Origin of the sequence: Kerstersia gyiorum (assembly GCF_004216755.1) — a bacterium.
Classification (GTDB): Bacteria; Pseudomonadota; Gammaproteobacteria; order Burkholderiales; family Burkholderiaceae_B; genus Kerstersia; species Kerstersia gyiorum.
This window is the reverse complement of the sequence record NZ_SGWZ01000004.1, coordinates 148,158-166,762: the sequence shown is the minus strand read 5'-3', so window position 1 is coordinate 166,762 and position 18,605 is coordinate 148,158. Positions and strand designations below refer to the sequence as shown.

At 61.6% G+C, this 18,605-nt stretch carries 16 protein-coding genes; 3 read left to right on the top strand and 13 right to left on the bottom strand.

Annotated elements, in window-relative coordinates; all coding sequences use genetic code 11:
- Positions 1 to 371: 371 nt before the first annotated feature.
- A complete protein-coding gene (locus tag EV679_RS12725; RefSeq protein ID WP_068370740.1) occupies positions 372 to 1,802 on the top strand; it encodes a pre-peptidase C-terminal domain-containing protein in 1,431 nt (476 codons plus the stop codon).
- A gap of 34 nt (positions 1,803 to 1,836) precedes the next feature.
- On the opposite strand, the gene tehB is transcribed toward EV679_RS12725, so the two are convergent.
- From tehB to hcaE, 10 genes are all read right to left on the bottom strand, one after another.
- A complete protein-coding gene (gene tehB, locus EV679_RS12720) occupies positions 1,837 to 2,712 on the bottom strand; it encodes an SAM-dependent methyltransferase TehB (RefSeq protein WP_130487420.1) in 876 nt (291 codons plus the stop codon).
- 148 nt (positions 2,713 to 2,860) lie between these two features.
- Positions 2,861 to 4,519 (bottom strand): cation/acetate symporter ActP, encoded by a 1,659-nt coding sequence (actP, locus tag EV679_RS12715; RefSeq protein ID WP_130487419.1) that lies wholly within the window; start codon positions 4,517 to 4,519, stop codon positions 2,861 to 2,863.
- Entirely contained in the window at positions 4,516 to 4,824 is a 309-nt protein-coding gene (locus tag EV679_RS12710; RefSeq protein ID WP_068370731.1) for a DUF485 domain-containing protein, read from the bottom strand. Before EV679_RS12710 ends, actP begins: the two co-directional genes overlap by 4 nt.
- A 69-nt stretch (positions 4,825 to 4,893) precedes the next feature.
- The gene (locus EV679_RS12705; protein ID WP_068371037.1) at positions 4,894 to 5,760 is read right to left on the bottom strand and encodes an alpha/beta fold hydrolase; all 867 of its coding nucleotides are present in this window, start codon (positions 5,758 to 5,760) and stop codon (positions 4,894 to 4,896) included.
- Between the two features lie 126 nt (positions 5,761 to 5,886).
- Positions 5,887 to 6,834 (bottom strand): 3-carboxyethylcatechol 2,3-dioxygenase, encoded by a 948-nt coding sequence (locus tag EV679_RS12700; protein ID WP_130487418.1) that lies wholly within the window; start codon positions 6,832 to 6,834, stop codon positions 5,887 to 5,889.
- A 510-nt stretch (positions 6,835 to 7,344) separates the two neighbouring features.
- Positions 7,345 to 8,571, bottom strand: coding sequence for a 3-phenylpropionate/cinnamic acid dioxygenase ferredoxin--NAD(+) reductase subunit (hcaD, locus tag EV679_RS12695; protein ID WP_130487417.1), 1,227 nt, complete (start codon positions 8,569 to 8,571; stop codon positions 7,345 to 7,347).
- Positions 8,572 to 8,705: 134 nt separating this feature from the next.
- The gene (hcaB, locus tag EV679_RS12690) at positions 8,706 to 9,518 is read right to left on the bottom strand and encodes a 3-phenylpropionate-dihydrodiol/cinnamic acid-dihydrodiol dehydrogenase (protein ID WP_068370723.1); all 813 of its coding nucleotides are present in this window, start codon (positions 9,516 to 9,518) and stop codon (positions 8,706 to 8,708) included.
- Positions 9,518 to 9,838, bottom strand: coding sequence for a 3-phenylpropionate/cinnamic acid dioxygenase ferredoxin subunit (gene hcaC / locus EV679_RS12685; protein ID WP_068370720.1), 321 nt, complete (start codon positions 9,836 to 9,838; stop codon positions 9,518 to 9,520). Before hcaC ends, hcaB begins: the two co-directional genes overlap by 1 nt.
- A 115-nt stretch (positions 9,839 to 9,953) precedes the next feature.
- A complete protein-coding gene (gene hcaF / locus EV679_RS12680) occupies positions 9,954 to 10,502 on the bottom strand; it encodes a 3-phenylpropionate/cinnamic acid dioxygenase subunit beta (protein WP_207224930.1) in 549 nt (182 codons plus the stop codon).
- Positions 10,499 to 11,857, bottom strand: a complete 1,359-nt coding sequence (hcaE, locus tag EV679_RS12675) for a 3-phenylpropionate/cinnamic acid dioxygenase subunit alpha (protein WP_068370714.1) — start codon at positions 11,855 to 11,857, stop codon at positions 10,499 to 10,501. Before hcaE ends, hcaF begins: the two co-directional genes overlap by 4 nt.
- A 134-nt stretch (positions 11,858 to 11,991) precedes the next feature.
- Between hcaE and EV679_RS12670 the strand changes: the two genes are divergently transcribed.
- Positions 11,992 to 12,936: a LysR substrate-binding domain-containing protein gene (locus tag EV679_RS12670; protein WP_068370711.1), complete on the top strand. Its 945-nt coding sequence runs from the start codon at positions 11,992 to 11,994 to the stop codon at positions 12,934 to 12,936.
- Between the two features lie 128 nt (positions 12,937 to 13,064).
- Positions 13,065 to 13,781 (top strand): MgtC/SapB family protein, encoded by a 717-nt coding sequence (locus EV679_RS12665; RefSeq protein WP_068370708.1) that lies wholly within the window; start codon positions 13,065 to 13,067, stop codon positions 13,779 to 13,781.
- Between the two features lie 31 nt (positions 13,782 to 13,812).
- Here EV679_RS12665 and EV679_RS12660 read toward each other — a convergent pair whose 3' ends face one another.
- From EV679_RS12660 to EV679_RS12650, 3 genes are all read right to left on the bottom strand, one after another.
- Complete coding sequence (locus EV679_RS12660; RefSeq protein ID WP_130487416.1) at positions 13,813 to 14,388, bottom strand: SecDF P1 head subdomain-containing protein; 576 nt, start codon at positions 14,386 to 14,388, stop codon at positions 13,813 to 13,815.
- A gap of 230 nt (positions 14,389 to 14,618) precedes the next feature.
- Positions 14,619 to 15,419, bottom strand: a complete 801-nt coding sequence (locus EV679_RS12655; protein ID WP_068370701.1) for an OmpA family protein — start codon at positions 15,417 to 15,419, stop codon at positions 14,619 to 14,621.
- A gap of 116 nt (positions 15,420 to 15,535) precedes the next feature.
- The coding region (locus EV679_RS12650) for a YadA-like family protein (protein WP_165390049.1) at positions 15,536 to 18,605 on the bottom strand (3,070 nt) is incomplete at its 5' end.

The window sequence follows — 18,605 nt, the reverse complement described above, 5'->3', positions numbered from 1 at the left end:
GGCATGCGGAGCCCGCCGAAATAGCCAGCGAGACTCCGAAAGACGCAAGCTGCGCAGCAAGGCATTTATGCTGCGCAACCGGAAGAATGGCCGTAGGCCAGACGCTTTTATTGAAACACAAAAATATAGATGACTCAAATTGAGTCTTAATTGATGAAAATTGAACGTTGATGAAAGAAATTGAAGGCTATTTTCATAGGATGAAATTTCCACTAAATCGTTAGCATCGGAAACCCTTTGCTGCGTTGCCAGGCTTTGCGGGGTATAACCTCCCGCAAGCCAGCCCCTATCTGCCCCTGAACAGATGCAGCCATCCGCGCTGCAAGCAGTGGTTGACCGTTATTTGTTTGCATTGAAAAGGTCCTGACCCCATGAATCTCTCTACCCCGCTTGCCGCCATTGCTGGCGCAGTCGTGGCAGGTGCTGCCGTTTATTTCACGGTTCACGATACGCCCAACGTTCCGCTGCCCCAAGCAGCCCCCCTGGTTCCAGGCCAGAACGCCAACGGCGAGCTAACCAGCACCAGTCTGCTGAACTACAACAGCGGCGTGCGCAGCACCCTGTTCTCGCTGAATGCGGATAAGGACAAGATCATCAAACTGGCCGTCAACGGTGCGCTGCGTTCGCAAATCAGCGTCTACCGGGATGGCCAGCTGCTTGCTCGCAGCCAGGACGATTGCAACAGTTGCGGTTCGCGCAGGGCAAATGACACCTCCCTGACCTTCAAGGCCAGTGAAACCGGCAGCTACCTGGTCGCCGTCAGCGGCACCGACGCCCGCGCCTATGGCCCATTCCGCCTTTCTGCTGAAATCCAGGAGGCCTATTCCGGCGAGCCTATCGGCAGCAATCAGCGTATTTCTGACTGGGGCACAGGCGAAACGCTGGATTACAGCGTGCATATCGACACCGATGGCCTCTACCGCATCGACATGATCGCCACGCATAGCGATCTGGATCCATACCTGACCTTGCTCGACAGCAATGGTATGGAGCTGGCCAGCGATGACGACGGCGGCAACAACCTCGATGCCCGTATCCAGATTCCCCTGGCCGCTGGTGAATACACCCTGCGCGCCGACTCCGCCATGGACACCAGTTCCTTCCAAGGCAGTTTCGACCTGGAAATCAAGCAGCTAAGCCGCCTGGACGAAAACCGCCTGCCCAGCGGCACCCCACTGACGCTCAACAGCAAGCCCGCCAGCGGCATTTATACGGGCGACCAATTGCAATATCCGCTCTCACTCGAGGCTCCTGCCCTGGTCACACTGGAACTGAATACCCAGAGCTTTGAAGGTAACCTCAGCCTGACCGGCCAGAACCTGATGCTGTCCAACAGCGACAACGGCAAGAAACGCATACGCACCATCCTGCAGGCAGGCAATTACACCGTCGGTGTCGACGGCGGCAGCCAGAGCGGCCTGTTCGTTCTGGACGCACGCAGCCAGGCAGTTCCGGCCAATGCAGGCGGCGGCACCCTGGCCGTGAACGAGCCGCGCCCCGCAGTACTGCTAGGTGGCCTGGATTACGACACCTATAACTTCACGATCACGCGCACGGGTACCTACGTCATCGACATGAAGTCGCCTTCCCTGGACACCTATCTCTGGCTCTACCAGAATGGCATCCTGATCGCGGAAGACGATGACAGCGGCGGCAACCTGGATGCGCAGATCACGCTGTATCTCGAAGCCGGTCAATATCAGCTGCACGCGGGCCAATTCGGTTCCTCCTCGCGTGACAGCCGCTACACCCTCTCGATACGTCCGGCCCCCCAAGGCAACGCCCGCGCCTCCGGCGCCTGAGGCAGCAACAGGCAAGCTGCCGCCGTCCGGGCCCTCAGGCCGGACGGCGAGCCAGCAAAGTGGCAAAGCGCAGTTGAATGCGCTTGCCCTCCGCATCCTTCCGATGCAGCGTACCCAGATCCTCATTCGATTTCAGAATTTCCCAATCTGCGTATAGCCCCGCCAGTTCGCCTTCCCGGAAGGTGAAGGGAAACGGCACCGGGCACGGGCAATCCTGAGTATCCATCGCCGCGACGATCAGGTTCAAACCGCCAGGAGCAGTCGCCTCACGCATTCGGGCAATCAGCGGATGCACGGTTTCGGGTTGCAGGAACATCATCACAACGGTGGACAGGATGAAGTCGTACGCACCGCCCAGCGCCAGCCCCGGCTCGTCCAGATTCGCGACATCCGCCGTTACGCCACCCCAGCCTTCCTGCCCGGCAACTTCGCGCAACTGTGCAATGCTGCCTGCATCTTTGTCCCAGGCTGTAACCTCATGCCCTTGCATGGCCAGGTACAAGGTATTGCGCCCTTTGCCACACCCCAGGTCCAATACCTTGCAGGCACGAGCGGGAAGGTGTTGCGCGGCTTCCAGCACCTCGGAATGCGTGCGGGTCCACCCATGTTTCTTGGACAGGTAGTCCGCAGGCTCGCACAGGAATGCCAACTGGCACTGGATGTCCGGGCTGAAGCCGGCAATCCTGTGCCATTGTTGTGGTTCGATCAGCGGCAGCTGGGCGTCCTGCGTGCAGTGCAGGGTTTCCAACAGCTCACCCTGCCCATCCGTCAGGGCAAAATCCAGCGAGCCGCGCAGGATCGTCAGCTTCGCCCAGGTTCCCGCCTTGGTATTGTGATTCCGCTGAAACGCTTCGGGCAAGGTCCCGGCGTCCCAGACCGGCAGGGTTTTGTAGCAAAGCAGCGCGTCCATGTTTCTCTCCTGAGCGCGGGCCGGCGGCGCCCGATGGAGCCACCGCCCTGATTCGACCCGTACGGCACAGGCCCGGGTACAAGCTTCGATTATCACCCGTCACCGCCCCGCAAGGGCGGTACGGATGGCAGCTACGGCCACCGGCCAGTCAATGCCGCGCCGCTTCGTTGATGCCGAATCCGGTCTGGGCCTGAATGAACCGGCGCTCGAACCCTTCGCGTTCCCTGGCGATACCGGCACTGCGGTCCAGCCTGGACACCACATAGCACACGAGGAAAGCCAGCGGCATGGAGAATAGCGCCGGGTGCTCATAGGGGAAGATAGCCGCGGGGAAGCCCAGCACGCTCTGCCACACGGCGGGCGACAGAATGACCAGTGCCACCGCCACCACCAGGCCCGTCAGCCCGCCCCACAGCGCCCCACGCGTTGTTAGGCCCTTCCAGCTCATGGCAAGGATCAATACCGGGAAGTTGGATGAAGCCGCAACGCCGAAGGCCAGCGCCGTCATGAACGCAACATTGATGTTCTCGAATACCAGCCCGAGCACGATGGCCGCCAGGCCTATGCACAGCGTGGCGATTTTCGATACCCGGATTTCGCTCTGCTCATTGGCCCTGCCCCGGCGCAATACCATCGCATACAGATCGTGCGATATCGCCGACGCTCCCGCCAGTGCCAGGCCGGAGACCACCGCCAGGATAGTGGCAAAAGCCACCGCAGACATGAAACCCAACAGCAGATTTCCGCCGACCGCGTTGGCCAGATGCATGATCACCATGTTGCTGCCCCCAAGCAGCGCGCCCGACAGATTGCCATCCACGAAATAGACCGGATTGCCGCCGACGATCACGATGGCAGCCAGCCCCATGACGACGACAATCAGGAAGAAATAGCCCACGAAGCCCGTGGCATAGAACACCGAACGGCGGGCTTCCTTGGCGTTGGTCACGGTAAAGAAGCGCATCAGGATATGCGGCAGGCCCGCAATGCCGAACATCATGCCCAGGGACAGCGAAATCGTGGAAATCGGATCGGACAGCATGCGCCCCGGCTCCAGGATCGCGGCGCCCTGCTTGCTGGCAGTCACGACGTCGCGCAACATCTGGCCCAGGCTGAAATCGAAATGCTGCATGGTCAGCAGCAGCATGACAGTTCCCCCGGCCAGCAGCAGTGTTGCCTTGATGATCTGCACCCAGCTTGTCGCAATCATGCCGCCGAACATGACATAGACCACCATCAGCGCCCCGACGATGAATACCGCGTACTTGTAGTCCAGCCCGAACAGCAACTGGATCAGTTGCCCGGCCCCGACCACCTGCACGATCATGTAGAACAGCACCACCGTCAGTGAACCCAGCGCCGTCAGGATGCGCATGCGGGTTTCGTCCAGCCGGTAGGAAATAATGTCCGCGACAGTGAAGCGCCCGAGATTGCGCAGGCGCTCGGCCAGCAGGAACAGCACGATGGGCCAGCCGATGAAAAAGCCAACGGCAAAAGGCAGCGCGTCATAGCCCCGGAAATAGGCAATGCTGGAGATCCCCAGCAGCGTCGCCGCGGACATATAGTCGCCTGCGATCGCCAGCCCGTTCTGAAAGCCCGACAGGCCACCGCCAGCGGTGTAGAAATCCGATGCGCTGCTGGTGCGGCGGGCAGCCCACCAGGTGATCAGCAATGTAATGCCCACGAACGCCAGGAAGATGGCGATCGCCGAGGCATTGGGGCCGGGACTTCCGGCAGCGGCCAGCGCGGCCCCTGGCAGCAGCAGCGCCGCCAGCGCGGCAGGAATAGCAAGCTTGGCGGGTTTCATTGCACGGACTCCTGCAGGATTTCCTGGCTCAGGCGATCGAACCGGGTGTTGGCGAACCAGGCGTAGACGCCGGTCGCCAGCCATGCCATGACGATGATGCCGGCGCCCAGCAGGCCTCCGACATTGAGCAGCGTGCCGTCATACAGCGGCCTGGCGAGCCAGTGCGGCCGCAAGATGCCGGCCATCAGGTAGCAGAAGAAGCTGCCCAGCACCAGCAGCGTCAGCGTCCACGCCAGACGCTGGCGGCTGCGCACCAGTTGCGCGAGCTTGGGGTTGCGGTATATCCGCAATTGTTGTGGATTCAAGGTTTGTCTCCTTCCCGCTTCAGCGGGTTGTTATGGATATGAACAGCAGGGAAACCGGGTTCGGGCGACTCAATCGCGCAGGAAATCCAGCACCAGGCGGTTGAATCGCTCGGCGTGCTCCCATTGCGCCCAGTGGCCGCAGTGATTGAAGATGTGAAGTTCCGAATGGGGAATGCCCGCCACAAGCCGCAGCCCGGTATCCAGAGGGACGAAACGGTCATTGCGGCCCCAGACGATCAGCGTGTGCGACTCGATACTGCCCAGGCGCGGGCCGACATCTGGAAACTGGCGCGGATTGGCATCCAGGCTGGCCACGAAGTTCTCCAGGTGGTCGCGCCGGCGCAGCATGTTCTCCAGGCGCTGCTGGAACAGTTCTTCGGTCAGGTCGCTGGAATCGAAGACGAATACCGCCATCATCTTCCTGAGGTTCTCCAGCGTGGGCTCGCGGTACAGCCCCTGCAGCAGCTTGATGCCTTCGGCCGGCATGGGCACGAAGGAACTGATGCCACCAGTGCCGCCTCCCATCAACACCAGTTTGCCGACCCGCTGCGGGTTCTGTAGCGCCAACGCCACCGCGCTGTGTCCACCCATGGAATTGCCCAGGATATGCACCTGCTCCAGTCCCAGCGCTTCCAGCAGGCGGTCCAGCACACGGGCATTGAGATCCGAGCGCGACCCGGTACAGACCACCGAATCACTTTTGCCCCACCCCGGACAGTCCATCAGGATGACGCGGTAGCCGGCAGCCACCAGTGGGTCGATATTCCGGCTGAAGTTGGCCCAGCCAGTCGCGCCCGGACCCGAGCCATGCAGCATCACGACGGTTTCGGCTCCCTGGCCGATATCGTTGTAATGGATCTGCAGCGCAGTACCCTCGTCCTGAATGCGGGCAAAACGGCTACTGGATGCTTCGGTGTAGTTCGTTGCGGAAGCCATCATGTTCGGTACTCCTTTCCAGTGAAGAATGTCGGCCGAGGGCCTAGGTGTTCCACCCCGGGACCTCATGGGCAAACCCCGGGGGAAGAAACATAAAAACGGATGGAAAAACAGCAAGGGGAAAAATCAGGCTGCCATCGGCCGGGCCGCCAGGGCGCCGAAGCCGGCAATCCACTCCGGGATGGGTCGGTAATAGGCATCCAGCGCCTCGTAACCGCCATAGGCGGACAACGCGGCAAAGGCAGCCACCCAGGTTTTCACCTCATGGGTGGATTTCCCGGCCTGGCGCGAGACATCCGCATTGCTCAGCCCGTCGAGCTCGGCCGCCCTGCCCTGCGCCAGCGTGTCGATGAACGCACGGTCCCACGCCGGATTGAGCGGATGCAGGCTGCTCTGGTCTTCGACGAACCTCAGGGCCGCGTCTATCACCCTTTGCTGGCGCGCGGCACGCTCCGCTGCCGGCAAATGCCGGCCGCTGCCCAACAGACGATCGCGGATGTGGGCGTCGGCCGTCGCCAATTCCGGCACCGGCGGCTGGTGCGACAAACCGCCAGAGCCGATGAAAAGCGTCCTTTTGCCGGTATCGCGGATGAAACGTCCCACCGCAGCACCCAAGGCCCGCGCACGGGCGAAAGTCGGCAAAGGCGCTGCTACGGCGTTGATGAACACTGGAATGACCGGACGCACCGCAATGCCCCCCAGCAGATAATCGAGTGGCTGGGAAAAGCCATGATCCACCTGCATGGAATAGGACATGGCCACATCCACGCCTGCCTCCAGCACGGCCTGGGCACAGTCGAGCGCCAATGCCTGGGGCACGTCAAACGGCCCTGCAGGGGTGACGAAATCCCCAATGGCATGGGCTTGCATGCCGATGCAGAAGGGCGGCATGGCGTCGTAGAAAAAACCATTGAAGTGATCAGGCGAAAACAACACGACCAGTTCCGGGTCGAAACTAGCGATCGCCTCGCGCGCCTGGGCGATGACGCCCTGGACTTCGTCCAGGACGCAGACCGGCGGATCGACATGGCCAACCAGCGGCGTATGGGACAGGCATTGCACTCGTGCTTGCATGATAGGAATGTCTCCCGTTGAAACGGTTTTCGTTATGAAGGCTTGAACAACTTGGGCCGTGCATGGCATGGCTGCCGGCAACCGGCCGGCATACGCAGACACCTGGGCTGGCAGCCTGCACGCCCGGACTGCCACCAGCCATGGCGATGCGAACTGTCAGTCGCTGCAAAGAAATCGTCGTTGTTGAACCATGCCGGCCATGGCGACACCGGACGCCCTCCCCCCTTCCGCCGGACTGCCGTTGCCTTGAACTACGCGGCCCCTTACAGAAGAGGAGCCCGCACGGCCGCAAGGCAGGCTTGTGCATCGGTCCTTATGCCGCGCACCACCCGTAGCGCTGGGCCAGCATGGCAAGCGCGCAGGCAACAATCAGGCGAGCCGATACCGGCCACATGGCCAGGGCTAGCCGCCACACCACAGCGCGGCGGCAGCGTCAATTTCAGGACAATGAACGGGATGAATGGTGGAAATGGCCTTTCCGGCTACCGCCAGAGGCAGGCACGGCGCGTATCAGGCGGGCAAGGCCCGACTCAGATTGCGCAGGCTTTGCTGGGTATCGGCCAATACCGCCGGCTCGATGCAGGCACGCCGCGCAATCAGTTCCCTGGCGCTACGCATCTCCCTGCCCTGGTTGACCGTAATCGCAGCCACCAGCTCATCGCCACGCAGGCCCAGCAACATGCAGGGCCCGGCGCCCAGGGCGCCGCGCACGACCCAACGCTCGGCGTGCATATCGCCGGCCAGCTGAATATTCAGCCCACATTGGTCCGTCCAGTACCAGGGCACGATATCCTCGGGCAGCGCCAGGCCGAGAATGCCGCGTGCTGCCAGCTCTGCCTGCCAGTTGGCGTTCTCCCAGGTTTCGCGGCGCAGGTATGGCAGCCCGGCTTGCGCCTGGCGTGCTGCCACGTCACCGATGGCATAAACATCCGCATGAGAACTGCGGCAAGCCCGGTCAACCAGAATGCCGTTCTCGACCGCTAGGCCGGCGGCACAGGCCAATTCGACGTTTGGCTCAACACCTACGCCATAGGCAATCACGTCACCCTCCAGGCAGGTGCCGTCAGACAAGGCCAACCGCAGGCCGACGGCCGTGCGTTCGGCCGACACCACCTGCGCTCGCATGTGCAGGGCCACGCCGCGCTCTCGGTGGGTTTCGCACAGGAACTCGGCCAGCAAGCGAGGAGTGGCGCGCATCATAGGCAGCTCGGCCGGGTCTACCAGCGCTACCTTCACCCCGAGATCCACGGCTGTCGAGGCCAGCTCCAGGCCGATCACGCCAGCGCCCACCAGGATCAGGCGCCGGCCAGCCTGCAATGCGGCTTGCAGCGCGGCAGCATCTTCCAGTGTGCGCAGGGTGTGCACACCTTCGCCCAGCGCATCCAGCACAGGCAGGCGCCGCGCCCTGGCGCCTGTTGCAAGTACCAATTGGTCGTATGCCAGCGTCTCGCCATCATCCAGGCTGACCGTCTTTGCCTGGATATCCAGCGACTTGACGGCAACTCCCAGGCGCAGCTCGATGCCATGTTGCCGATAAAAGCCGTCTGCATGGATAGCGCAAGGCGTTGACGCCGGTTGGAGCAACATGTCCTTGGAAAGTGGCGGGCGTTCGTAAGGCACATGCGGTTCATCGCCCACCAGCGTGATCCGCCCGGTATGGCCGAGCTGGCGCAACTGCGCCGCAACCATCGCGCCGGCCTGCCCCGCACCGATAATGATGATGCCTGTTTCTTTCATGATTTTTGTCTCCTGTCCCTGTTTTTCTTGTATTGGTGCCGGCCTCTGGGGCATCGGCTACTGCCATCCTGCAGGCCCGCATTTTCGGTACCCGCCCTGCCTCTGCGGCACACGCCTGTACCGACAAGCTGCCTCTACAGATCCAACCCGCCGGCCACGTGACGTATGCCCCGTATGCCCAGGCCGGCGTCGGCCTGTATCATGACCCCGCTGAGCACCCGGTTGTTGGCGCGCGATGCCAGCAATACATACGGGCCGGTGAAGTCCTCGGCTTGCGGAAAAAACTGCAGCGGCAGGATGGCGGCGATGGCGTCCGGCGTCCGCGAATCCATGATGCGCATTTCCTGCTGCCCCAGGGCCGCAGGCCCGCGCAAGTCACTGGCCATGCCACACGGCCCGACGCCGTTGACGCGCACTTTGGGTGCCAGTTCAAAGGCCAGTTGGCGGATCAAGCCCACTGCGGCATGCTTGCTGGCGGTATAGAGCGGCCCGCCGCCTTCCGGATAGAAGGCCGAGTTGGACAACGTGAAGATCATGCTTCCGCCGGAAGCCAGCAAGGCCGGTGCCGCTGCCCTGGCACCCAGCAGGTAGCCCTTGAGATTGACCGAGAACAACTCGTCGAAGCCCTTTTCCAGCTGCTCCTGCGTCATGCCCATCAGACTCAGGCCGTGGTCCCAGATGGCCGCGTTGCCGACAAAGCAATCCAGCTTGCCCCAGCGCGCCATGGCCGCCTCCACCGCTCTCTGGTTATCGGCTCCGGAACACACATTGCCCTGCACTGCCACGACCGCCGTGCCAAAACAGGACTGCAGGGCAGCCACCTTGTCGGCATTCAGTTCCAGCACCGTGACCTGCGCGCCTTCGTCCACGAAGCGCTGTACCAGCGCCAGCCCCAGGCCTGAGCCGCCGCCTGTCACCAGGATGGATTCATTCTTCAACCAGCCCATCACGCCGTCTCCGGAATTTCCACGTAGATCGTGCCTGCATCAACGACCACGGGATAGGTATTCAAGGGCTCCGTCGCGGGCTGGCACAGCGCCACGCCGGTCTTGAGACAGAAACGCGCCGCGTGCAGCGGACATTCCACGGTCCCATCGTCTTCGATATAGCCTTCCGACATGGAGGCATTGCCATGGCTGCAGCGGTCCGTCACCGCATACAGCTCGCCGGCGGAACGGATCACGGCAATATGGCTGACTGGCGAATCTATCTTGACGGCCTCCCCTTCGGGCAAGGCGTCGTCAGGACAAACGGCAATACGTGGCATGAGGCAATCTCGTCTTGAAGAATATGGCGCCAGCCGCCCGGCAGGCCAGCGGCGCCAGAATGCGTCACAGATCCGGCCGGCCCCGGCTTGCACTTGCACGCCGGGCCCGCACAGTTCAGAACAGAACGCTGAGGTTATGGGAAGTCATCACAACCTGGTCCAGGGTGATATGGCGACGGCACAGCTGCCAGCCGGCGGCATGCGGCGCCCTGCGCACCCGGTCTTGCCGCATGCCGGCGTAGAACACCTCGTCGCGCTCCTTCTGCGCCCGGTACAGGATGAAGTTCAGCCTCACCTCGTACTCGTCGGGCAGTGCCGATTCCCGCACCCGCAAGTTGGTAATCAAATGGCGCGTGCGCGACGGTGGCTCCTCGGCCCAGGCCATGCCGGTCTCCAGGCGGGCGATGCGTCGCTCCAGCTGGAACTTGGTGTCATTGAATATCCAGGTTGTAGGCGGCTGGACACTGCGGCGACGATCACGCGTCTGTGCATTGACTGTCGTGCGCATGGTGTATTCGATGTCTTCGGCCAGCAGATCGAGCCAGTCGCGAAACTCCCAGTCGTCCAGCAATTCCGCTTCCAGGTAGAGGAACTGCCCGATCTCATGGTGCAACGCCAGCGAGGCCACCTTGCCTTGTTCCATGGTTTCCACGGTTGTGCTCATTTCACCAGCTCCTCGGTGTATTGGCGGGTGCGCTCCTGGACTTCTTCCCAGTTTGCCGACAACAGCAGGTCGGCCCAACGGCGGTACATGCCTCGCGCTGCGGTTTCCGAAAAAATGTAGTTGGTTACCCCGGGAATGCCATCTTCCCGCAGGCGTTCGCGTCCCAGCCCCATTTCCAGGCAAAGCTTGCTGTTGCGGGCACGCTTGCCGCGCAGGACTTTCTGTACTTCCACCCAGTTTTCGGAATCATCCTGCTCCAGGAAACCCGCCGGGCCGAAGGCGCGCGTTGCGCTGCGTTCGAACGCAGCCTTCACGTCGTCCGGCGCCGCCTTGTCGGCGATACAGAAAGCCCAGACTTCCACCTGGTTCGGGCCTCTCGGGTGCCAGACCCGCAGCGTTGCCGTGCCGTTGAGCCAGGAGAGCGTGGGGAACATGTTGTTGTGGCCGGCCAGGCGCAGGGCACGCACCTCGCCCAGGCGCGCCAGCGCTTCCGGGTAGGTATCACGGAAGTACTGCGACACTTCGCCGTCGACCCAGACATTGGCATCCGGCTTTTCCGTGAAGAAAAAGCCGCAACCATGTCCATCCTGGCCGAACTGCACCGCATCCTTGGCGGTTTCCCAGACCGGCCTGGCCGTCTGGCCTGCACCCAGCGCCTTGTCGGCCTCGCTTTTGGCGCCCAGCACCTGGACGGCCGAGGCATGGCTGAACAATGCGTGGTATTGATCGCTGGCGAATTGCTCTGCCGGGAATTTCCAGTTGCAGTCGATCACCCACTTGTGCGGACCGCCGATGATCTCGGTGCCGCCTTCGCGGCGATCCAGCACCCCATCCAGGTACCAGGCGATATCGCCCATGTACTCCCGCAGGCCGGGCGCGCTCGCGTCCCAGTTGCCGAAGATCAGGCCCTTGTAGGTCTCGATGCGGGTCACTTCCTGCAATCCCCACTTTTCCTTGCACAGGCCCTGCGGATAGGCACGGGATTCCAGCGGCACTTCCACCAAGGCACCATCGACACCATAGGACCAGCCATGGTACGGACAGGTAAAGGCGCGGGTATTGCCGGAATCCGCGAAGCTGACGCGCATGGACCGATGGCGGCACTGGTTCAGGAAGGCCTTGATGGAGCCATCCTTCTGGCGCACCACGACAATCGGGTCTTCCCCCATATAGGTATTGAAGAAATCGCCGGCCTTGGGAATCTGGCTTTCATGCGCCAGGAACAGCCAGCAGCGCCCGAAAATCCTTTCCAATTCCAGTTCATAGATCTCGGGATCGGTATAGATGGACGGGGTGACGCGGCCGTTTTGCGCATCTACCAAGGCCTCTATATCCCGCAGCGTGCTATTGGACATGCTTTGTCTCCTTGTTCTGCATGGTTCCCAGTGCTGATCTGTGCAGCACTTGAGGGCAAATTGTCAGCAAAGCTGCAGTCTCTGTAAAATAGTTGTTTCATCTCTATTAAGACGCATAACCTATTAATACAGCCATGGAACTAAGACATCTAAGATATTTCATTGCCGTGGCTGAGGAATTGAGCTTCACTCGCGCCGCACAACGACTACACACCTCCCAGCCTTCACTGAGCCAGCAAATCATCCACCTGGAAGAAGAGATCGGATTCCCACTGCTCGAGCGCACTAAACGGCGCGTCGAACTGACCGAGGTCGGCAAAGTTTTCCTGACCGAGGCGCGCCAGGCGCTGATGCAGGTAGACAATGCCGTCACCCGCGCCCGCCGCGCTGGCCGGCACACCGAACAGACCCTGAAGATATGTTTTGTGCCATCAGCAGAGATCCGGATCTTTCCGTCCATCCTGCCAGAGCTGCGCATGCACTATCCGACCTTGAACATCAGCCTGCACAGCCTGATCAACGACGAACAGGAACCGGCGCTGCTACGCGGCGATATCGACGTCGCCTTCCTGCGCCCGCCGCTGCAATCCAGCGAACTGGTCACTCATCTGGTCTATACCGAACCGCTGCAGGTCTTTCTGCCCGCCAGCCATCCACTTTCCGCCATGCGCCGGATCACGCCGCAGATGCTGGACGGCGAGCCGCGCATTGCTTCCGATCCGGCATTCACCCGGCCGCTGTACGACCTGGTGGAAACCTTTCTGGAACGTCATGGCGTCAGGAGCCCCATCGTCCAGCAGGCCTCCAACATTCTGTTGAACGTGAATCTCGTGGGTGCCGGGATAGGCTATGCCCTGCTGCCCGCCTATGCCGCCACAATGGCCGGACATTCCGTGTGCGTGCGCCAGTTCGAAAACAATGCCCCGGAAATCGACCTGATCATGGCGTATCGGGCAAACAACCCGTCGCCATTGCTGCCGACCTTGCGCCAGCTGGTTTGCCCTGACAACGGCAACGACCGCTTCCATATCCCGCCGCAAGGCAGCGCCGGCACAACCGAGCGCACTCCGCAGGCCTAGATGGAGGATGTCAGCCGGCTGCAACATGGGCAACATGCGCTGCGGCTAGAATCGCGCCATGCTTGCCAGCAAGTGCGCCCCAACAGGCACCTGAGCAGGCGCCGTAAAGAGAGCCCCAGACGGAAACCATGAACGCCATTCAGAATATCAACCTGCCTTCCCTGCTCGATACCCTGGTCAGCCTGAGTGCTGCCTTCATCCTGGGCAGCATCATAGGGATCGAACGCCAGTACCGCCAGCGCACCGCCGGATTGCGCACCAATGTCCTGGTTGCGGTCGGCGCGGCATTATTCGTTGACGTGGCGTTCCGGCTGCACGACGCGGACGGCGCAGTACGCGTCATCGCCTACGTGGTTTCGGGTGTCGGTTTCCTGGGCGCAGGCGTCATCATGCGCGAAGAAGGCAATGTACGCGGGCTCAATACCGCGGCAACATTGTGGGGTTCGGCCGCCGTCGGCGCAGCTGCAGGCTCGGACCTGCTGATCGAAGCGATCTTGGGCACGGTCTTCGTCCTGGCGGCCAACACACTGTTGCGCCCGGTCGTCGACTCCATCAACCGGCAGCCGCTCGATACCGAATCCGTGGAAGTCACCAATTCGCTACAAATGATCGTCGACCGTGCCCACCAGAAGCACGTCATGCAGCATCTCAAGGATGAACTGGCACGCTGCAGCTTCCCGAAGCAGGAACTGGAAATCGAGCCTTTCGGGCAGGATGAAGTCAAAATCGAGGCCACGCTGGCCTCGACTTCGGTAGACGGAAAAATCCTCGATACACTGGTGCAGCGCCTGGCTGCGGTGCACGGCGTGCGCCAGGCCTTCTGGAGCCCCAGCACACGCGAATAGGCAAGATTTCCCCCGTCAGCGCAGCAACGGCTTACTGCTGGGCCGCTGCGGGACGCAGCAGTTGCAGCATGGCCTGCGCAGCTTCGGCGCTCTGCACCGGAACCGGCAGGAATCCCTGGTCGTAAACGGCATTGATCTGCGGCACTGCCACAATCTGGTCGCGCATGCTGAGGATCAGGTAGTTGCCTTGCGCCCGGCTGGTCACCGTTGCCAGCTTCTGCGCGCCCTGCTCATTGAAGTCGAAACGCAGAAACACCTGGCCCTGATTGTTGCGCACCGGCAGGACCTGCTGCAGATCTTGCTGTGTAAACACTGGTTGCGGCAAGGCATACAGGCGGGTATTCGGGTTCAGCACGACCTCGGACAGCCCTTCCGCAGGCTGGGCCTGTGCCAGGAAGAAGCTGACGGCAGGCGCGCTATTGGCTGCCGGCGCCTGGGCCGCTGCCCTGGCAGCCTGCTGCTGTTGTTGCTGTGCTGCCGCCTGCTGGGCGGCATCCGGCTGCGCGTCCTGACGCACCGGAGCGGTCTGCTGGCAGGCGGCCAGCAACACAGCACCCAGCACCGTCAGGCCACGGCAGGCCGCTCGCTTGGAAAAAATCGTTTTCATCGCCATCGTCATCGCTAGACTCCACTGATTGACACGGCAGGCGCCTCAACGCGAGCCGCAAAAAATTCTGTTCAATTCCGTTGCCGGAAAAAAGAAACGGAAGCCACCGGCGACCTGCTCGATGCCGTTGCTTCCGCCCATACATCACTGAGACTGTTTTCTGTTGATTCCAGCAGGACAGCCGGCGCGGCTGCAGACCATCATGGCTGCGCCGGCTGCGCTTCGCGGCCTCAACGGATACCGCTGGCCTGGATATCCACTCGGCGGTTCGGCGCCAGGCAAGAGATCAGTTCTGCACGGTTGTCCTGATCGCACTGCACCAGCGGTTGGCGCGGACCATAGCCGTAGGCACGGATATTGACGGCCGGAATGCCGTTGGCGACCAATTCGTGGCGCACCGCGTCCGCACGGCGCTGCGACAGCAGGTCATTGGAGGCCACGCTGCCAATACGATCGGTATGACCCACCACTTCCAGCTGATCAATGGTTTTCTGTTGCTTCAGCTCACGGGCGATTTCCGCGATGCGGCTGCTGCCGGCCGCCGTCAGCGTCGCGCTGCCGAAGGCAAAACCGACGTCGCTGCCCAGCGAATACTTCTGCGGCGCCACGACGACAGGCGCAGGCGACGGCGTCGCGTCAGCCTGGGGACGGCAATCCTCAGGCGCCCAGTAGAAGCTGCGCGCCACCTTGTCAGAATCAAACAGAATCTTGAATTGGCAGGTTTTGATGCCTTCGGCGGTACGGAAGTGGAACAGATAATCCCACTCACGCACCTGGAAACCTTCGGCGAAATGCGGGCGGCCCAGCAAGTCATAGATCTGGTCGCGCGTCACGCCATCCTGCACCTGGTTCAAGTCGGCCAGGTTGGGAAAAGTGCCGGTATGAAGCGTTACCTTCTCTGCTTCCGGGAATACCGGTTCGTCGGTCTTGCCATCGCGATCGACGTTACTCAAGGTGCCGCAGCCGGCCAGCAGCACGGCGGCGGCCAGGGGCGCTGCCCACAGCGCACGGCGGTTAGAAACGATCTTCATGAAAAATATCCTTTGAAATTCGGGAAGTCTGGAGGTGATCCACCGGCAGGCATGCTCGCCTGCCGGTGCATGCTCCCGGCCGCAGCCGGGAGCACTCGAAGCTCAACCGGCAGTGATTACCACTGGTAACCCACACCAACCGCGCCACCGAAGTCACCGCGCGAGCTGGTATTGCCAGACAGCTTCATCACCCACTTGCCATTGTCGGAAATCGTCGAGACACCGATGGCAAAGCCGGATTCCCCATTCCAGGTACCACCAGCAATCGCAGCCATGCTCTTGCCCGGCAGGTAAGCCTGCGGCAGGCCTGCGGTCGCCATGGCGGCCGCGACACCTGCGCTCAGCTTGTTGTCGAGCTTGTGCAGGTCGCCGCGCACGCTGTTGACCTGGTTCTGCAGATTGCCGGTTGCCGCTTCCAACTGACTCACGTTCACTGCGTCGTTGGGCGCCTGGCCAGCCGCGACGTTGACGATGCGCTGGTCACGCATGTCGATGCCGTTCTGGTTCAGGACCGGACCGTTCTCGATCACCACTTCCTTGGCATTCACCGTATCCGCCGTCACGGTCGTGGCCGTCACGGAATCCACAGTGATGTCCTTGGCCAGGCCCACGGTCACATTGTTGTTGCCGTCAGCCGTGGTTTCACGAGAGATCTCGATATTGCTGCCGCCAACGAAGTTGACCGTCTTGCCCGGAGCAACCTTGCTGGAACCCTCACCGTTGGTGTCGATCTGCCAGCCGGCATTGGCCACTTCCGCAACATTGTCGATCTTCGTGTTGAGCTCGTTGTTCACGCCGTTCAACGCATCATTGACATTGTTGTAGGTGTTGCCGCCCACGTTCAGCTCGGTCACCAGCTTGCCGTCCTCGAACTTCGAGTTACCGCCCATGCCTTCCGCGATGCTGTCGCCCATTTCCTTGATCTGGCTGCCGTTGACAGCATCCGTGCTGTTCTCGGAAATTTCGCCACGCGCCACGTTAGTGATGGTGGTACCGCCGGTCTTGCCGCCGTCCGTCGACACATCGCCTTCCAGGGTGATCTTGCTCTTCGGATCGCCGACGTTACCGTCATACTTCACTGCACGATCATCCAGGTTGCCGACCTGCTGCTCGACGTCCTTCAGCTGACTGACGTTCACCGCGTCTGTCAGGTCCGTACCTGCCGCGACGTTGGTGATCTTCATGCCGCCGGCATTGATGCCGGTTGCTGCAGAGATGATCACATTACCGGCACGCAGGCCATCACTGCTCAGGAACACATCGTTGCCCACCTTCACGCCGTCATTGTTCATGACGGTCTGGCCGGTAGTCACCGAATCCAGGTCCAGGTCGCGGCTCATCTTCACGACGACGTTGTTACCCGTCTTGTCGATGATGATGTTGCCATCGTCATCGGTCGAGAAGTCGACCACATCACCCGGCTTGACCTGGCTCTGATCCTGGCGTGCATCGCCATTGACCGACAGTTGCCAGCCGGTGTTGGCAATGGTTTCGACGTCCTTCAGCTGCCCCAGGTTGACCGCATGGTGGTTCTCCGTACCGGCTGCCACATTGGTGATCTGCAGGTCGCCGGCATTGATGCCGCCAGTGGTCACGCTCGGGCCGCCAGCAATGATGAGACCGGTATTGTTCAAGGTCACATCGCCGCCCACCTTCACGCCGGCGTTGTTCACAACGGTATCACCCGTCGTCACGCTGCCATTGGCGCCCAGGTCCAGGTTGTCGGCCAGTGCGATTTCCACGCCATTGGCGGTGGTCTTCGTGCTGATATTGGCGTTCGACCCCGTGAAGGCCACTTGCTGACCCAACTTGCGATCCAGCGGTGCGCCCGATTCCGCCACGAAGGTCAGCGGCGTGTTAGCCAGTTCATCCAGCTGGTCCTTGTTGACTGCGTCCGAACCATCCGTGCCCTTGGCCACATTGGTGATCTTGTTGCCACCCATGTTGACCGTCGTGCCGCCTGCCACCTTGATATCGCCTTCCTTGACGATGAGGGTGCTGTTACCCAGGTTGGTCGTACCGCCCACCGTCAGGTTATTGCTGACGTTGACCGTGCCCAGGTTCAGGGTGTCGGACAGGCCGAACGTCACCTGATGCGGATCGGTCGCGCTACCCTTCTTCACCACGATGTTGCCATCGGCGTCAGTCAGGTCTACCGTATCGCCCGGCTTGACATTGGTCGTGTCCGCGCCATTAGCCGACAGTTTCCAGCCCATATTGGCCACGTTTTCCACGCCCTTCAACTGGCTCACGTTCACCCCGTCGGTGTCGGCCACGCCGGCCTTCACGTTCTGGATGATCTTGTCGCCAGCGTCTATGCCGCTGTTCGTCACGCTCGGGCCATTCGCGATCACCAGGCCGGTATTGCCCAGGTGCACGTTCTGGCCCACCTGCACGCCACTGTTGTTGATCAGCGTATTGCCCGTCTTGACGCTATTCAGGTCCAGGTCGTCAGCCAGCGCGATTTCCACGCCGTTGGCGGTGGTCGTCGTGCTGAGATTGGCGTTCGAACCGGTAAAGGCCACCTGCTGGCCCAGCTTGCGGTCCAGCGGCGTGCCGGAGTCCGCCACGAAGGTCAGCGGGGTATCCGCCAGGCGGTCCAGCTGGTCCTTGTTCACGGCATCCGTGCCATCCGTTCCTTCGGCCACATTGGTGATCTTGTTGCCACCCATGTTGATCGTGGTGTTCGGTGCGTAGGTCACATTGCCCTTGTTCACCACCAGCGTGCTGTCGCCCAGGTTCGTCGTGCCTGCCACCGTCAGGTTGTTGCTGACATTGACCGTGCCCAGCTCCAGCGTATCCGCCAATGCGAACGTCACGTTCCCGTCGGCTGCCCCCTTGGTGATGTCGATGTTGCCGTCCGAGGACGACAGATCCACGCTTGCACCCGGCGCCACGTTCGACTGATTGCCGCCTTCCGCGCTCAGGTTCCAGCCACTGTTGGCCACGGCGGCAACATCATTGAGCTGGCTCACGTTCACGGCATCGGTGTCGTCCGAACCGGCAGCCACATTCGTGATCTTCGCGCCACCGGCGTTGATGCCGGTCTTGGTCACGCTCGGGCCGCCAACGATGCTCAGGCCGCCATTGTTGACCGTCGTATCACCCAGCTTGATGCTGCCGGCGCTGCCCAGGTCCAGGTTCTTCGCCAGTTCGATCTCGATGCCGTTGGCAGCCGTCGTCTTG

Bases quoted from the DNA above. Each gene is read 5' to 3' on its own strand.
- EV679_RS12725 (WP_068370740.1), top strand. From the start codon at position 372: ATGAATCTCTCTACCCCGCTTGCCGCCATTGCTGGCGCAGTCGTGGCA.
- tehB (WP_130487420.1), bottom strand. From the start codon at position 2,712: ATGGACGCGCTGCTTTGCTACAAAACCCTGCCGGTCTGGGACGCCGGG.
- actP (WP_130487419.1), bottom strand. From the start codon at position 4,519: ATGAAACCCGCCAAGCTTGCTATTCCTGCCGCGCTGGCGGCGCTGCTG.
- EV679_RS12705 (WP_068371037.1), bottom strand. From the start codon at position 5,760: ATGGCTTCCGCAACGAACTACACCGAAGCATCCAGTAGCCGTTTTGCC.
- EV679_RS12700 (WP_130487418.1), bottom strand. From the start codon at position 6,834: ATGCAAGCACGAGTGCAATGCCTGTCCCATACGCCGCTGGTTGGCCAT.
- hcaD (WP_130487417.1), bottom strand. From the start codon at position 8,571: ATGAAAGAAACAGGCATCATCATTATCGGTGCGGGGCAGGCCGGCGCG.
- hcaB (WP_068370723.1), bottom strand. From the start codon at position 9,518: ATGGGCTGGTTGAAGAATGAATCCATCCTGGTGACAGGCGGCGGCTCA.
- hcaC (WP_068370720.1), bottom strand. From the start codon at position 9,838: ATGCCACGTATTGCCGTTTGTCCTGACGACGCCTTGCCCGAAGGGGAG.
- hcaF (WP_207224930.1), bottom strand. From the start codon at position 10,502: ATGAGCACAACCGTGGAAACCATGGAACAAGGCAAGGTGGCCTCGCTG.
- hcaE (WP_068370714.1), bottom strand. From the start codon at position 11,857: ATGTCCAATAGCACGCTGCGGGATATAGAGGCCTTGGTAGATGCGCAA.
- EV679_RS12670 (WP_068370711.1), top strand. From the start codon at position 11,992: ATGGAACTAAGACATCTAAGATATTTCATTGCCGTGGCTGAGGAATTG.
- EV679_RS12665 (WP_068370708.1), top strand. From the start codon at position 13,065: ATGAACGCCATTCAGAATATCAACCTGCCTTCCCTGCTCGATACCCTG.
- EV679_RS12660 (WP_130487416.1), bottom strand. From the start codon at position 14,388: ATGAAAACGATTTTTTCCAAGCGAGCGGCCTGCCGTGGCCTGACGGTG.
- EV679_RS12655 (WP_068370701.1), bottom strand. From the start codon at position 15,419: ATGAAGATCGTTTCTAACCGCCGTGCGCTGTGGGCAGCGCCCCTGGCC.